Annotated in this window: 8 protein-coding genes; 1 reads left to right on the forward strand and 7 read right to left on the reverse strand. The window is 56.1% G+C overall.

Annotated elements, in window-relative coordinates; all coding sequences use genetic code 11:
• Positions 1-16: 16 nt before the first annotated feature.
• The 6 genes from J3U88_RS24075 to J3U88_RS24100 form a co-directional block, all read right to left on the reverse strand.
• On the reverse strand, positions 17-1,681 hold the full coding sequence (locus tag J3U88_RS24075) for a metallophosphoesterase family protein (protein ID WP_207861548.1): 1,665 nt from the start codon (positions 1,679-1,681) through the stop codon (positions 17-19).
• Complete coding sequence (locus J3U88_RS24080; RefSeq protein ID WP_207861549.1) at positions 1,674-2,558, reverse strand: HAD family hydrolase; 885 nt, start codon at positions 2,556-2,558, stop codon at positions 1,674-1,676. The genes J3U88_RS24075 and J3U88_RS24080 overlap by 8 nt, the downstream gene beginning before the upstream one ends.
• A 123-nt stretch (positions 2,559-2,681) precedes the next feature.
• Positions 2,682-4,727 carry a cation:proton antiporter gene (locus J3U88_RS24085; RefSeq protein ID WP_207861550.1) on the reverse strand — a complete coding sequence of 682 codons (2,046 nt, stop codon included), beginning with the start codon at positions 4,725-4,727 and terminating at the stop codon, positions 2,682-2,684.
• A 323-nt stretch (positions 4,728-5,050) separates the two neighbouring features.
• Positions 5,051-8,215 (reverse strand): hypothetical protein, encoded by a 3,165-nt coding sequence (locus J3U88_RS24090; RefSeq protein ID WP_207861551.1) that lies wholly within the window; start codon positions 8,213-8,215, stop codon positions 5,051-5,053.
• Between the two features lie 99 nt (positions 8,216-8,314).
• Entirely contained in the window at positions 8,315-9,169 is an 855-nt protein-coding gene (locus J3U88_RS24095) for a thioredoxin family protein (RefSeq protein WP_207861552.1), read from the reverse strand.
• Positions 9,170-9,475: 306 nt separating this feature from the next.
• Positions 9,476-10,018: a thioredoxin domain-containing protein gene (locus tag J3U88_RS24100; RefSeq protein WP_207861553.1), complete on the reverse strand. Its 543-nt coding sequence runs from the start codon at positions 10,016-10,018 to the stop codon at positions 9,476-9,478.
• Positions 10,019-10,329: 311 nt separating this feature from the next.
• Here J3U88_RS24100 and rsgA point away from each other — a divergent pair, with 311 nt between their 5' ends.
• A complete protein-coding gene (rsgA, locus tag J3U88_RS24105; protein ID WP_207861554.1) occupies positions 10,330-11,259 on the forward strand; it encodes a ribosome small subunit-dependent GTPase A in 930 nt (309 codons plus the stop codon).
• Positions 11,260-11,452: 193 nt separating this feature from the next.
• On the opposite strand, the gene J3U88_RS24110 is transcribed toward rsgA, so the two are convergent.
• Positions 11,453-16,714 carry an ATP-binding protein gene (locus J3U88_RS24110; RefSeq protein ID WP_207861555.1) on the reverse strand — a complete coding sequence of 1,754 codons (5,262 nt, stop codon included), beginning with the start codon at positions 16,712-16,714 and terminating at the stop codon, positions 11,453-11,455.
• Positions 16,715-16,788: the final 74 nt, after the last annotated feature.

The following is a 16,788-nucleotide window of genomic DNA, read 5'->3' on the forward strand; positions in this document are numbered from 1 at the left end:
CTGAACCCCGTCAGGGTCAATTTTCTTGCTTTGGAACGGATCGCCAGTTCCCCAGTACCAAGTGGCCGTCCTTTATGGACAGGGGGGCGCACCATTGATGCACCTCTTTAAAGGGTTCCTGCATCCGGCGTGATCGAAATAACGATACTGAAAGTTGGACGGTCCTCGGTCGAATTAAATGAAAGTTCAGCTGCTGATCATTAACCGCACGTGAGCCGGCACTGCCGCCGCCGAGGACGGCGACCTCGCCTAGGCAGTCGCCAGGATCGGTTTCTGGTGAACCAAAAACCGCGGTACGCCAAATAAAGGGCTGATGGCGATGACCGTGAAGTACCAAGTGTACGCCGGCGGCGGCTGACTTGCGCAGCGTTGCGGCGGCGTCCACGGCCATCCCAAAACCCTTGCCGTATTCATTCGGCGATTCAATGCTTTCCGTGGGACAGACATGGTGGTGAACCACAAGCCACCGTAATGCGAGCGAGTTGCGTTGCTGTTGCCAGTGCAGGGATTGATTGATGGCGGCAAAAGCCCGTGGGTGGACACGGCCCATGCCGGACAAAAAATCCTTCCCGTGTTCTAGGCTGCTCGAATTGACGGCACCGACTTCCAGTACTTGCCCATTTGGAAAAACAAAACGGCGGGTCATCGTTAGCGTTTCGTGGGGGTCATGCTTGAGAATGCGACGGTAACATTGTTCGTAGGCCGCGCGGGCCTTGGGCGGGGGATGATTGACCGGAGCATCGTGGTGGTAAGTGGTTTGATTGCTCCATTGAATGTTGTGGTTGCCGGGAATGATAACCAAATGCTCTGGTCCAAGAGAGAGCATGTTAAGCAAGGTTCGAATTTCCTGGTATGCGATCTCGAATTCGGCCTCATTTCCTAAAAAAGTAATATCGCCGCTGATAATGACTAAGCCAATTCGGTGTCCCTGAATGCCGGCTTCAACCGCCTCCACCAAGGTGGTTTTCCCTTGGGTCTCGTTACTGTAGCCCCAAACGTGTTGTGCCCTTAGCTTTTCTCCCAAGCTGAAGTGAAGATCGCTTAGGTGCAGGATGGTCTCGCCCTTTAGCGGGATTGGCTGGGATGAGAGGGGTTCGTTGATGACAAGACCGGGAAACACAAGCCGCTCGTCACGATCTTCATCGTGCCGAGGCCGTATTTGCCAGATGGTGGTGTCCATGGCGCTCAATTCGCCGTGGTCATGAATGACCTTGTCGTCCAATAGATGAAGATGATGTTTTTCAATCCAGGGAAGCGGCGGGGCCTTGAGGTAGCTGTAATTTTTAAAAAAATCGGTGGGCTCGGTGGCGATTTGATCGAGCTTTAACCAGCCCAAACTGTAGGGGCTTTTTCGGTAGTAACCTGGTACCAACAGGCGTTCTTCCTCATTGAGTTTAATCGTCCCTTCTTCCTCGGGTGCTTTGACAGCGACGACACGCGCGTGAAACACGGAAAGGTGTTGCTTGGCGCCTGAATTAAACAGACCGATAATGATGTGCCCGTTCTGATTAATTTCTTCCAGAAGGTGTTCCCAGACTTCTTGGCGATAGTCTTCGTAGGGCTTTTTCCACCAACCCCACCAACAAGCGCCGTGGTTGGCAATAAGTGTTCGGTGTTGCTCCAAAGTGTTTGCGATTAAATCGCGGTATCGAAACAAAACGGAAAGCGTAGGATTAGGCATAACTGCAGGTACCCTTGTTGGCGGGTTCGAAATGAAAATGAGAAAAAATCTGTTCGAAGGACTGATCCAAAACTGCATCCGGTTCCAGGTTGGGGTAACGCATTCGCAAGGTCTCGGCTTGAGCCACATCCTCTTCGGTCCAATGGCTGATGCGAACCAACTTTTTCCAGGCTTCGTCAGGGTGGTGGGTGCCGTACTTTGCCCAAGCACTTGCCAGGCCGGCCTCTACCGCCATGCTCATATCCTTAATGAGCGAATCGCCGATGTAAAGGCTTGTCTCAGGCTTGGCGTCCCACTCGTCCAATATGCCCTTCAATACCGCAACGTCTGGCTTTCTTTGCTTTGGCGGTAACGTCACAATTTTAATACCCTGATTGGCCGTTGTCGGACTGGGCCCTTTAGGGTGAGGCAACCCCCCATGGGCAGGGGCATGTAAACCGTGGAAAAAAGGTGTAAGTCCTAACTTTTTAAGGCGGAACACGGCGTTGGGTAAGGTCGCTTCCGTGTGACCGACAACCGTGACGCCGCTGTTTACCAACCGCTGCAAACCTTGGCGAACCCCTTGGTAAAGCGTTAGTTCACGATTGCGCACCGCGTTAAATGCATGGAATGCTTCATCCAAAGCATTCATCTGTTTTTTTCGCGAAAGCCCCTTGGTGTAATGCTTGACCGTTTCCGTTTCCAGAAGTGCGAACGGGTGTTCTGTGTTGTGATATCGCTGATGGACCTTTTGCAGCTCCTTGAGCAACTGTTCTTCACTAACTGACAGAATTAAGGCGGCTTTTTGTGTCATGGCGTACAGCGAAGCTGTGAAAAAATGAACCCAGTCGTACAAGGTGTTGTCTAAATCGGTGATGACCAGGTCAATGCTTCGCATTTCTTCGCCTCAGGTTCTCATTTTATTATGATTCTATCACTTCGAATGTGATGTGTCATCGGCTTATGTGTTTTTTATTACTTAATCGTGTATAACAATAGTATCTTTTTGGTGTGTTTGATGTTAGCTTTCCTCTGCTTCCGGGTTGGTGATGATTTCACGGGCCTTGGCGACTGCCTCCTCCGTGCCCGTGACGAACAGCAAGTCCTCCGCCCGTACGATTTCGGAGCCCGTTGGCAGAACCACGTCGGTTCCTTCGCGGTGGATGGCGACCACCAATGCGCCGGAGCGCGCGCGCAGGTTCAACTCCGATAAGGTTTTCCCGATGACTGGAAGGCCTTCCAAGATGAAAATACCGTCCATTTTGTCGAGGTCGGGGAAAAAAGCTTGTGGGGCTTGCTCCGAGACGCCTTCGGTGCGTTGGCGGTCCAGAAACGCGATAAGGCGTTCCGCTTCCGACCTAATCTCGGCGTCGAAACGGCCCGCCGAACGCCACAACAATCCCATCATCATAATGATCCCCGCTGCCACAAGGGCGATGATCGCGGCGGAACCGACAAAAGGCAGGAGAATGACCACCGCCGGAATGCCGATACCCATCATGACCAATACGTGAATCGAGGCGCGCAGCAGGGATGCACCGATGGGGGTGATATGGGCGTTGGCGCGAGCGCGGCGCTCCTCAATCCCCTGCAAAATACCTTCGACCAATTTGTGGGTGTTGCGCACGATGCCGATCAGAAGCGGAATGGAGGCAACAAAGAAGACGGCGAAGGAGACCATTTTGCCCTGGGCCGGGGTGATGGCCAATTTCTCCGAGAGGAAGGTGGAGATGCTTGTGAACCCGTACATAAACAGGGCGGTGACCACAACCCACACCAAGGCGTCGAAGGTGATGGCGTTAACCGCTTTGCGGCGTGGCGACTTGCCGCCGCCGCCGCCACTGCTCGTGCGCAGGCCGCTGATCCAGCCCTCGTAAACGACAATCGAGTTTTTAAAGCGGTTGGGTAGGTTGTGATCGACAAAAGCGACCATTCGCGGTGCCCATTTTAGGGCCAGCGGGGTGGTGAAGGCGGTCAGCACCGCAACCGTCACCATGATCGGTTGTAGGCCGGGACGGACCACCTCGGCGCTGATGCCGATGGCGGCGATGATAAACCCGAATTCGCCGATTTGCCCGAGGCTCAAACCGGAGGTCATCGACTTTTGCAAACCGTTACCGGATAAGACGCCGGCGATGGAGATACTGAGCAATTGAAAAACAATGACGCAGACAAACACGAGCATGGAAGGGCCGATGTTTTCGAGGGCGAGTTGGGGTTCGACCGTCATGCCGATGGATACGAAAAAGACGGCGGCGAAGATGTCTTTGACCGGTTGAATCGCGTGGACGATATCGTGGCCGCGCCCCGATTCCGACACCAAAACACCGGCGACAAAAGCGCCCAAGGCCACGGAATAGCCCAGGGATTCGGCCAAAAGCGAAAAGCTGAAACACAGGCCGATGGCGCTGATGATAATGACCTCGTTGTTTTTGAAGGACATCACGTGGCGCACCAAACGCGGTACGATCGGCAAGCCGAGGGCGATCATCATGGTTAGGGTAAAGAGCAGTTTGCCAAGGGTGAGGGCCAGGCTTTGGACCGAGACGCTCCCGCTTTCGGCCACGGCCGTCATGGCCGCGATTAGGGCGATGGCGGCCACGTCTTGCAGCACGAGGATGCCCAGCACAAAGGTGCGCACGTCGGCCCCGACCGGGCCGTCCTCAAAGATTTTACTCACCAGCATGGTGGACGAAATACAGATACAGGCACCGAGAAATAGGGCCTCTATGTTGGACCAGCCCAGGGCGAGGCCGATGGTAAAGCCCAAAAACAGCATGGTACCGATTTCGATCAAAGCCGCGAAACCCGCGACCGGCAGGACCTTAAAGAGTTTGCTGAGTTGAAATTCCAGCCCAATGTAAAACATGACCAGAACAACCCCGAACTCCGATAGGGTGTGCACGCGGGCCGTATCGGCGAATAGCGGGATGGGTATGTAAGGGCCCACGATCAGGCCCGCGGCGAGAAACCCGAGAATACTTGGCTGATTAATTTTGCGACAAATAATGCTGGTGCCGGTTGCAACACCTAAAACGATGCCCAGGTCGTGAACGAAACTGGCCAAAACGCCTCCTCAACACATATCCCATCCGTGGGGACCACAAAATTTAACCAAAAGGTTGCGATTTAGGAAGATGCCGTTGTCCAAGTCTTGGCTCGGGGTGCGCCTGGGACCGGCGCTACGGGTGGCGGAACATGCACGGACGGTTTTGGGAAGGTCGGCGAGCATGTTCATCACCCGTTGAAGACCGGTAAGCTGCGCGAATAGGCTGCCAAGAATCGCATTCTCTAGGTTCATGGCTATCGGAAAACCCTATTGTAACCGAGTTTTGTGGTTTGTCGGGAGGGGGGCTTTGCTTTTGCCTGGAAAGAGGGCCCAACGAAGGGTTATTGGGCAATCACCCCGGTCATCATTTCACCGTCTTTGCTGATAAGTAACTGAAAGCCGACCAACTCACTGGCGGCGGATGCTTTAACCCATGCGGCCTCGAGCGGGACATTCTCAAAAAGTTGGCTCAGCAAAAAGATGCGTTTTTCTTTGCCGGCCAAAGTGGTGGGTTCGGTTTCGCCGATGAGCGAGCCGTCCAGGGCGTAAAGGCCGAAACGGATCTCGCTCGCCGCGGCGGCGACATTAACTACCGCGTAGCCGTGGAAGGAATCGCCGCTTTGGTCGATCATCGGGAAGCAAATTTCCTCGGCCGTTTTGGCAATCGCTTCCAAGCCGGCCATGCGTTTGTTGTCCCAGGTACCGAACAATTCGTAACCGAGAATATCGGCGTCGGCGATGACCTCAAACCAATCGACGTTGGCCGGTGAGCCGATGCCTTCCAGAAACGTGTCGGCAAGCGATACTTTTTTCTCTTGAGCGGCGAAGGTCATGGTTTTTTCCCCGACCAAGGCGCCGCCCGGCCCATAGGCACGGACCAACGCGCTTTGTTGGCTGTCGGCGACATTGACCAGGGTGATCCCCGTCCAGAATTGGCCGATATCCCGCGCCACGTGGGCAAAATACAGGCTGTTGGATTCCGCCACGAAATTGGCGTTATCGGCCCGACTCCCTTCCAAGCCGAGCGCGGCGCTGTGTTCAAATTGATCGACGCGTCCGAAGACCTCCACGCCGAGCAGGCCTGCTTGTTGGTTCTGTTCACTGAAGGTCGCCCAGGTGGCGCCCTCGGGAATGCTGCCCTCGAAGCGGGTCAGGAAATCAAAACCGTCCTTGGAGAAACTGGCGTTGTTGGCGAGGGTGCCGCTGTAGGTGCCCGCGGTCATGAGGGCCTCGGTTTGTTCGGTTAAACCGTTCACCACGGAGGCGCGGGTAAACCAGGTTTCGGTGGCTTGGGCGATGTGGGGCACAAACAATTCTTCCGCCAGTTTTTTGGCGGCATTCACCGCGTAGGCCTCGGTTTCGGTCTGATTACAGGTCAGTGAGTACCCAACGACTTCCGCGGTGCTGTCGACGCGAATCCAGGCCACATCATTGATGACCTCGGGGAACAGCGAAACCACGCTGTCGCGGTACATCCCGTTCCCCTCCACCGCGCGTTCGATTTTTTCCAAGGTATTGCCGGCGTTGTCATAGGCAATGATGGTGAGGTTGGCGGCGCTGTTGGTGGTGTTAATAATGCCGATTTCCGTGGAAAAATCTTCGTCCTCGGTGACCTCGGCAAAAAAGAGGCCGGGGTTGAGGACTTCGATGGCAAAGCCGAAGCTGAGATTTTTGGTCGCGCCCTCGGTTGCCTGGGGACGGGCGCCGACAATGTAATTGCCCGCGGGAAGATTCGGGAACTGGAGATTGCGGCCCTTCTCCAACCGCCGTTGCCACAAGACTTGGTCCGGCTCGCGTAAAAAAACGATTTCAGCCGGACCGTCCAAATCCAGATCGAGGCTGATGGTCAGCCCGTCTTCAGCCAGGGTGTAGCGGAAATACTGATCGCCGTCCAGCACCAAACTGTCGTACCGGCCGGGTTGGACGTCGGCCGGTCGGTCGATTTGCGAGTTATCGCCAAAATCGGTCTGGTTCCCAACGGTTACGGCCCGTTGATCTACCAGCAGGCTTTCGCCCGATGCTTCGTTGCGGTAATAAAGCCGCGCCTCGTAATTGCTGGCCTGTTCAAAGGTCACTTTTCCCAGCGCAAGCTGGGTCGACTCGGTTAACACCGATTCGTCCTCAAGATTGACGATTTGCCAAGCGGGGTTCTGCTGTTCGCGGGGTACATTGCGGAACGAGGCGTCAAAAAATACATCGCGACCGACCGGGAGACGCACGTTGGTGCGGGGTCGGATGATGCGGAAGGAAGGGGTGGCATTGCTGTCGTAAACCTTAAAGGACACTTGATGCTCAACCACGTAATTTTTGGGTTGGTTTACCGCAAATACCCGTACCTGGTAGTGGCCGGGTCGGTTAATTGTGATGGGATCGGGTTTCAGTCCGGTCAAACGAATGTCGCGCCCCAACCAATTGACCACGGTGTTGGGATCATCGGCCAATTCGCCGCTCAGGGTCGCTTCCAAGGTAATCGCTTCGCCGACCCGGTATTCCGCCCGGTTTTGTGGCGAAACGATGTCAAAGTCCAATTGCGGGGCCACATTCACCCGCATGAAGTCGCCGATGACCGGTCGGTTATCGGCGTCCAAGGCCACCACGTTAATGGTGAACTTGCCCCGTTCGCTAAAGGTTACGGCGCATTCCTCCGTGTCGCGGCACAGGATGGTATCGCCGGGTTTTTGCACCCAGGCGGTGGTGGCGACCCGATCTAAATTGCCCTTGGCCTCGCTTCGGAAGGTGACGGTCTCGTTCAGCGCCACGACGATTTCGCGGGTGTCGGGCGGCGCCTCGGGTGAGACAATGCGCAGCGATTCGCTGATGACCTCAATAAATCTTTGAGCCGGAATGGGATCGCGATTGCCGGCACTGTCCTCGGCCTGGCAGGTCAGCACGAAGCGCCCGGGCTTGTCGAACGGGATCTCGATTTGGGGGCCGCCAAAGCGAATGGGTTGGGGATCGGCCCGTTCCTCGCGCAATTCCCAGTGAAAAAGGGTTGCCGGGTCGGGCGGTTCCGAGGTCGCCCCAAAAGGGATGACGGAGCCGACGCTGATGCGCAGCAGTTCTTCCGGGGGCGCGACGATTTGCGTATTAATCATGGATTGCACCACCGCTTCAAAGCGGCGTTCGTCCGGGCCCGGGGCCTCGCGGCCGGTGGCGGGATCGCGCATAAAACAGCGCACGATGTATTTGCCGGGCAGGGGAAAGGCGATGGGGACCTGGGGTCCGGTTAAGGTCGCCAGAATCAAGGTCGGGTTTATCTCCGCGGACACCTCCCAGCGAAAATCAAGCGGATGGTTCACCTTGGGTTCGGAGGTTGCGCGCAAGGTGCGTTCTTCATTGACCTGGATCAAAATGAAATCGGGGCTGGGTGGCGGGTCGACGATGCGAACCTGTAAATCCTGAGCCCGCAGTGATAAAGGCAGGCAGAAGAAACAGAAGCCAAGCAAACCCAGTGAAATGGAGATGTTAGGCGCTTTGATAAGGCCGATAGGATTGGGACGACGCATAAGTTCTCCGTGCGCGGTGTTCAACATCATTCTTTATAGATACAGACCTGAGAAACCTCGAATGGGTTTATTGCTGCAATCTTACAGTTTTTTCGTGGCTTACCAACCGTTGGCGCGCGCGATTTGATCGGCGGTGCGGATGGCGGCCAACGCGTTACCGTCGACCTTCTTCTTGCCCTTGTGGTCGTAAAGCACCACGTGGGGGATGGATCTAATGTTGTATTGCTTGGCCACGTCCGAATTCCAATTTTTAATGTCGATTTTTCGCAGGGCCACCCGACCCGGGTACTTACGTGCCAAGGCTTCGAGTTGGGGGGTGATCTTGCGGCAAGGACCGCACCAATCCGCGTAGAAGTCGAACATTACAATTTGGCCGGGCTCGATAAACCGTTTGATTTCAACCCGTTTTCCGCTGGAAATGGTGGAGATTTGCACGGTCCCCGAGGATGGTTTGGGCGCGACTTCGTTGCTCGCGGTTTCGGTTCCTTCACCCGTAAAGGTGTCGAACAGTGTTTGAATCAAGCCTTTTTCCTCGTTTTTCTCCGGGGGAAGTTCGGGTACATCGCCGTCCCATTTGTTGGCGAGGCCCTGGCCCGGTTTGAGGTTTTTCAGTGCTTTATTGTCAATTTTAATCTGTCGTTTGGGTTGCTTGCGCGCGGTGTAGCCGGAGGATGTGTTGCTCGGTTTTGGCAGCGGCCGGCCGGGATAGACTTTTTTGAACAGTTCCGGCGACTTTTTAACCGTGCGTGGCCAGTCCACCAGGGTTTTGCTGATCATGCGATTGGTGCCGTCCACGTCCTTAAATGCGATCATGTTGTTTTGGAAACCCAAGCTACCGGCGAGGGTGTGCTTTTTCCCGGTTAGCAAGATGAGGGTGTTGTCGTCGGCAAGCAACGGTTGCAGTGAACAAAGCAACAAACCGAGGAACAACGGGAAATACCGTGATTGAAGCATAGGGGCCTCCTAAAGCGCGGGTGACCCTGGCCGGGCCGGAGCAGTGCTAGCCCGCATTTCTCACAAGGAATTCTGCTACGAAGCCGAAACCCATGCGATTACTTCGCTTACTCGGTCGAGCCGCCTTCGCCTCAGCTGCTACGCCGAAAGGTCGGACCCCTGTGCCGTGGCTTGGTCGTCATCTTCGTACTCACAAGGCTTTCTGCTTCTCGCGACGAATCCTTGTGAGAAATGCGGGCTAGTCATTCTATCGCAAAGCGGGGCTTGCGTGTGTGAGCGACGGCAAAAGGTCCGACAATGAGGGCGTTATGAAACGCTGTTGTCGACGTTTTGGAGGCAATTTTCCAAAAATTGGTTTAATTCTTCGTCCAAAAGTGCGGCGAACCGGGTGGGATCCAGGTGGACCAGCCAACGGTCGCGGTCGGAAGCGGCTCGGTTTTGCATTTGCTCCAAGGCTTTGCTGACGGAGGCGGGACGCGGCCCCCACTGGTCGCGAATGGTGCCTTGTTGATCCAGCAACATCAGCAGCGGTGTTTTGCGGCCGAGGGTTCGCCCCATCACGGGGAAAAAGTATTCGGCACAGTGGAAGCGTACTTCCAGATGGTCGAAGGCGGCCAAACTCCCGCCGATAATCGGCAAGCTCAGCCAGGTATCGAGTTTGTAATTGCTGTAATAAACCGCAAACCGCGTGTACGGGGGCAGCTTCGCCAACTGGTCTGACGTTTTGGTCAGTTGGGGGGCGTTGGCGATTTTATCGAGAAAGGTGAGGCGGTGTGTTTGCCAGGAGGCCAAGCACTCTTGCCAGGTTTGCCCACGTTGGAATAATTTGTTATCGAAACAAAACGTCATCGGGTTGCCCGATCCTTGTGGCTGGTTTAAGGTGGTGCGCGGAAGACTCCCGGTATTCTAGCATTCGGGCGCGGGCCGTTGCCAAAAATTTTGGCGCCTTTACCCTTCTGTAAAGACACTACTTCGTTCTTCATGGGCCGGTCGCGGTGTCGGTGCTCCCGCGTGCGTGAAACTTGTGTTATAAAGCCTTAAATTAACTGCTCGCCGTGGCCGACTGCTCAACCACTCGCTGGTGAATTTGGGTTTGACGCGCGGGCGGTTTTCAAAGATCAAGGGAGGCAAAGCGTGTTGTACCAAATGGGCGAGGGTTCATGAAAGGCCTGGTCGTCAAAACCCACAATCGTTTTTATGAAATCAAAGCAGACGACGACATTTTTTTATGTAGCCCGAAAGGGTCTTTTAAGCGGAAGGCCGAACCCGAGTACCGTTTACCGGTGGTCGGTGACCAGGTGGAAATCGAACTTTTGAAGGAGCGGCAGCGTGGTGTCGACGGTTATATCGTCGAGATTGATTACCGGCGCAACCGTTTGAAACGGGCCTTGGTGGATAAGCGCCGAGAGCGCGTGATGGCGGCGAATTTGGACCGCATATTAATTGTAAGTGCCTGTGTCAAGCCGGGAATTGATTGGGGTTTTATTGATCGCTATTTGCTGACCTGTGCGTTGGCGGATATTCCCTGTAGCATTTTGCTCAACAAAATCGATTTGGACGAACAGCAAGGTGAGGACAAGTTTATCGATATTTACCGTGCCCTGGATTACCCGATGCTCAAAACATCGGTTAAAGGCAACATCGGGCTGGATACCCTGCGGGATTGGACGGCCGAGGGGATTAGCCTGTTTACCGGTGCCTCCGGTGTGGGTAAGTCTTCTTTAATTAATTGTTTGGCGCCGCGGGCGAACTTGGCCACGGGTGAGGTTGACGCGCGTAAGGGCACCGGTAAACACACCACAACCACCTCCGCCTTGGTTCGTATGGAAGCGGGTAAGGGTTGGTTGGCCGATTCGCCGGGTTTGCGCGATTTTGCGCCGCCGCCGGTTGAGCCGGACCAAGTTCGTTTTGGTTATCGGGAGATTGCCCAAGTCCAAAAAGAATGCCGTTTTTCCACCTGTTTGCACGACGCCGAGCCGGGATGCGCGGTGCGTGAGGCGGTCGCGGCCGGCACGATTTCCAACCATCGTTACCGCAGCTACCTCGCGGTGTTTCAGGAAATGCGCGATTATTTTCAAACGCGTTTCTAGGGGGGGGTTAATGGTGGATTTTTGCGCTGCTTGGTTTGGTTTTCGGGATTTCTTAGGATTTCAGGATGATCAGAGGATGCGGCCGGTGAGCCCGCTTTGACCGCTTCCCGATGTGGATGGAGCCGTCGCTTCGGATGGCTTCTTCGCCGGTGATTTCCACCTAGTTGCTCTTTTAGTTGCTCCTTCGTTGTGGTTAGTTTTTTTGTTCGGTGGGGATCGGTGGCGCGGCTTCGTCCAGGCGGTGCCCCGCTTTGAGTGGAAGGCAAAGCATGAATTTGGAACCCTTGCCTTTACCGTCGCTCTCGGCCCAAATTTTGCCCCCCATCGCATTCACGGCGTTGGCGCAAAAATGGAGGCCGTAGCCTTGACCGGACTTTTTGGTGGTGAAACCGTGGGAGAAGATGTGGACCAGGGCTTCTGGGTCGATGCCCATTCCGTTGTCGTGGATCTCAATGCGGACCAGGGTTTCTTCTACCGAGGTGCTCACCAAAATGACGCCTTGTTGCTCGAGACTTCTGACCGCGTCTAGGGCATTGAACAAGAGGTGGGTCAAGACCTGAGACAACATTTGGCGCCGGCCCACGATGTTCGGCACCCGTCCCAACTCAAGCCGCAAAATGACCTGGCGGTTGTCCAGTAAGCCGCGCTGGAGGTTAACCACTTCCTCAACCAGTTGGTTGACGGCGAATTCCTCGTTGAAACTGATATGGGTGTATTCGTTGTGGGCGCGCACGAATTCAGTGATGCGCTCCACCCCGCCGCGCACCGCCATCGCCTCGTTGGAGATTTGGTTGAGCAGGTTGGTCATGTGTTTGGTGGCTTGAATGATGAGCGGCGGCACCACATCGCCTTTTTTGGCTTCCACCAGAAAATCAATCAGATCATGGCGGTGCGACTCCATTAGGGTCGCCAGCCGGTTTAAGGTTTTCATCGGTTTGGGTTCGCGCAGGTAATCTTGCAACAAGGAGGCCGAGGTGGTCACGCTGTTGAGCGTGTTGCCGATGTTGTGCAACACGCCCACGGCGATTTCGGCCATACCGGCCTTGTGGGCGGCGTCGACCAAATCGCGTCGCGTGCTGACCAGTTGGCGCGTGGTTTCCTCCAGGCTGCGCACGTAGCGCGCCTTGTTTACCGCGGACGTGGCGTGTTCCCGGAACCGCTTGAGCTTGCCCAGATCCGTGATTTGGTCAAAGGCATCGTCTTTGGTGAAATTGTCGAGGATAAGAAAGCCCTCGAGCCGGTTTTCGGCATTGAGCGACATCGAAAGCATGCAGCGCGGGCGCGGCAGATGGTCCATGTTCTCCCAGCCCGGCAGGCGTGGCGCATCGCGCAATAACCAAACCCCTTCTTCTTTTTGCTCGCCGCTGGTGTAGCGTTCCCAGACCCCTTTTTCGTCAAACACCAGGGCCTGAATCTCGTCTTGGTCGTAACCATGGGTGCGGGCAATATGGAACTGATCGTCCTCGCCCCGGCGCATGAGCAAGGCGCCTTTCTCCGCTTGGGGAAACAGCAAAAAGCCTTTTTCCAGGATGGCTTCGAGCAGAGACTCCAGCATAATCTCGCGGTTGATCGCGTTGACAATTTGGTCCAGGGTCTCCAGTTCGCGGTTTTTTTGATTTAACTCGTCGTTGCGGGTCACCAGTTCTTGGTTGGCGATCTCCAGGGCTTGGGTGCGGTCCTGGACTTTTTGCTCCAGGTTGCGGTGAATATCCAGCAACTTAAGTTGGGTTTCCACCCGACTGATGAGCTCGGCCTTACTAATGGGTTTGGTGATGTAATCGTTGGCGCCCACCGAAAAACCCTCCACCAAATCGTCAATCCGGTTTTTGGCGGTTAACAACAATACCGGCAAGTCTTGAACCGAATAGTTTTGACGTAGGTTGCGACAGACTTGGTAGCCGTTCATTTGCGGCATCATGACATCTAACAGAATGAGATCAAACGGGGTGTCCCCGCCGATCAGCTCAAGCGCCTCACTGCCGCTGGAGGCCTGGGTGATCTGGTAATTGGAGAAGGCAAGATGGTTGGTCAAAACCTGGCGGTTCACCGGCTCGTCGTCAACCACGAGAATGTGAAAGCGGCCTGTGTCGCCCTCGAGCCTGGGTTCGGCCGCCGTGTCGGTGTCGAACACGGGAACCTCCGCGTCGGGGCTTACCAGGCTGGGATCTTCACCATCCTCCATGGGACGGTAGACGGCGACGGCTTCGATATCAACGGCGGTTTGATCGCTGGCGGGTAGGGTAAACGAAAAGTTGGCGCCGCGGCCCGGCTCGGATTCGATCCAAATGCGCCCTTCGTGCAGGGCGACCAATTGGCGGGTAACGGCGAGCCCCAAACCCGTGCCGCTGTAGTGGCGCGAAGCTGAGCCGTCGGCTTGTTCGAAGGATTCAAAGATGCGCTCTTGGTCCGCCGGCGCGATGCCGATGCCGGTATCGATCACACTGATGACAACCTGGTCGTCTCGGCGTTCGGCGGTGGTGCGGATTGAACCACTTTCGGTGAATTTGATCGCGTTGCCGATCAGGTTATGGAGAATTTGCTGGAGGCGGTCGTAATCGGCCAACACCGTATGGGCGCCGGGTTCTACCAGGTTTTTTAAAACCAAATTTTTTGAGCCGATAAGGGGTTTGGAAAGCGACATCACGCTGTTGAGCTGCTGGTAGAGATCAAGGGGTTGCCGGCGCAGCTCCAGCGAGGCTTTGCGCAATTGGGAAAAATCGAGAATGTCGTTGACCAAGTTGGCCAAACGCCTGCCGCTTTGCACGATCATTTGGAGATTGCTCTCTGCATCGCCGTTGATCGGTCCCGATACGCCGTCAATCAGCGATTCGGCGATGCCGATGATGCCGTTGAGCGGCGTGCGCAGCTCGTGGCTGGTATTGGCCAGAAATTCGTCTTTAAGGGTGGCGACTTGCCGCAATTGATGGGCGACTTCTCGTTCCCGCAGCGCGATTTCCCGCTCGCGTTTGAGTTTGTTGTTTTGGAACTGGAGGAAGGCGCCGACCAAAAACAGGGAAGCGAGGAAGTACAGCGACATCGCCCACCAGGAGCGCCACCAGGGCGGTAAGATGCGCACCGCAACAACGGCCCCGACGGGGTCCCAGTTACCCTCTTTGTCACCCGCTTGAACCCGAAAGGTGTAATTTCCGTGGGGGATACGGTTGTAGTTTGCATAACGGTTGGTGGCCGTGGTTTCAATCCACTGTTGGTCCAAACCTTCCATTTTGTAGCGGTAGCGATGCGCCGCGGGATTGTTGTAGGTCAGGCTGGAGAATCGGAACGAAAAAACACTGAAGTTGTGGTCCAGGGTGACCGATTCGGTGAGGTAAATCGGTCGGCGTAAAGGCGATTGGGACCATTTGAACCGCAGGGGGACCGGTTGGTTGGCCAGGAAGAAATCGGTGATCGTGGTGCGGGGTTGGGCGGTTCTCGGTTTGAAATCGTCGGGATTAAATACGGATAATCCGGTGATGCCGCCGAAGTACAACAAACCCCTGCCGTCGGCCAAGAAGCTGTTGATGAAATAACCCGTTCCTTGAGCGCCCTCGGGACGGCTGTAGTTCTGGAAGTGCTCCTTGGCGGGATCGAAACACGACACACCGCGGGTGGTGCTGATCCAAAATCGGCCCTGTCGATCCTGGAGAATGCCGCCGATGGCGTCTGCCGCCAAACCGTCCTCGGTGGTGTAGGCGCGAAAGCGCAGCGCCCCCGGTTCTTCGTTGACCACCTGGTTAATGCCGCCGCCTTGGGTGCCGATCCACATCACGCCGTCTCGGTCTCGGTAAAAACAGGTAATGCGATTGTGGCTGATGGTATCGGGTTTGCCTTGTTGGGAGCGGTAGGTCTCAAAGGCCGCGGTTCCGGGAAGCCGACGGTTGAAACCGTTCAAGGTACCCACCCAAAGGGTGCCGTTCTCTTCCTGCAGGATGGGGTGAACGCGGTCGCCCGCCAGTGAATCGGGGCGGTCGGGATCGTGGTTGAAGCGTTCAAAGGTGCCGGTTCCGGGGTCAAACAGGTTGAGGCCGTGGGCCAAGGTGCCCACCCAGATACGGCCGTCCTCGGCGGGCGCCAAAGAGCGCAGCTGATTGTGGCTGATGCTTTGGGGATTGTAGGGGTCGTGTTTGTAATGGGTAAAACGCCCGTCGGCCGGGTCGAGTCGGTTCAGGCCGCCGCCGTCGGTGGCGATCCAAATAATACCCGCGGGATCGGCGTACAGCGCATCAATCCGCGCCGTGTTCAGACCCTCCGGCTTCTCCGGTTCGGCCGGGTAATGGGTGAGTTGTCTGGTGTCGGGATCCAGCATGTGGAGACCAAGGCGGGTTCCGATCCAAATGCGCCCTTTGCCGTCCTCGTGGAGCGCGCGCACCTCGCTGGATGCCAAACCCTGGGCGTTTCCCTGTTGTTTGCGCAGAATCTTAAAGCGGTCACCATGGGGGTTAAAGCGATTGACGCCGTTGCCGTAGGTGGCAATCCAAAGCAGGCCCTCGCGATCCCGGTACAGTTTTTCCACATCGTTGTGGCTGAGGCTAAAGGTGTCCTCGGATTGGTATTGGTAGGTTTTGAATCGGCGCACCGCCAGATCGAGGCGGCACAGGCCGCCGCCGTAGGTGCCCACCCACAAGACATCCCAACCATCGGAGGTGACACTGTAGACGCGGTCACTGGGCAAGCTGTTGGTGTTCTCCGGCTGGTGGCGAAAGGTTTCGGTGGTGACCGTGCCGGGGTCGAAACGCACCAGTCCGCCGCCGTCCGTCGCCAACCAGAGAAACCCTTCTTTTTCATAAATATCGAGGATGTCGTGGGCCACGTTGTAGCGCGGGTAGTCGGGATTGTTGGCGCTGTAGGTTCTGAAGCGCGCGGATTCGCGATCATAAACGGCGAGATGACCGTCTTCCATGCCCAACCAGAGCCGGTTCTTGCGATCCTGGGCAAAGGAGAAGACCGTGGCCGCGGGCAAGCCGTTGTCTTCCTCGGGCGGGAAGTGGCGGAGTTGGTTTTGACTTCGGTTCAAATATGAAAGGCCGCCGCCGTCAATGGATACCCACAATCCCGCGTCGCCCTCGGGGGAGAGGGCGTGGACGATTCCGGGTTTGACCCATCCTTCCCGATCCGCAGCGGCCACGTAGCGCTGGAACTGATCGCGATCCGCATCGTAGCGGTTAAACCCGTTGCCGGTCCCAATCCAAAGTGTGCCGTCGGGGCTAACCGTGAGGGAGTGAATAAAGTTATCGGATAAGCTGCGCGAGGCGCCGCGCTCGTAGCGGTAGGTGCGCATTTGGTAGCCGTCGAAGCGACTTAACCCGTCTTGGGTGCCGAACCACATAAATCCGGTTTGGTCCTGGGCCACCGCGTTAACGGTGAACTGGGCCAAGCCGTCGGCCATGGTCAAACGCTGAAAGGCGAGGTGGGGTTCCTGTGCCGGCGCGGTTACGACCCAGAACAACCAGCAAAGCATCGCCCACCCGTACCCGCGACAGACTCTGTCGCGCGCGCCGCGGGCGGCGGGGACGGAATGGGTCGAGAACCAAT

Origin of the sequence: Acanthopleuribacter pedis (genome assembly GCF_017377855.1) — a bacterium.
GTDB classification, from domain to species: domain Bacteria; phylum Acidobacteriota; class Holophagae; order Acanthopleuribacterales; family Acanthopleuribacteraceae; genus Acanthopleuribacter; species Acanthopleuribacter pedis.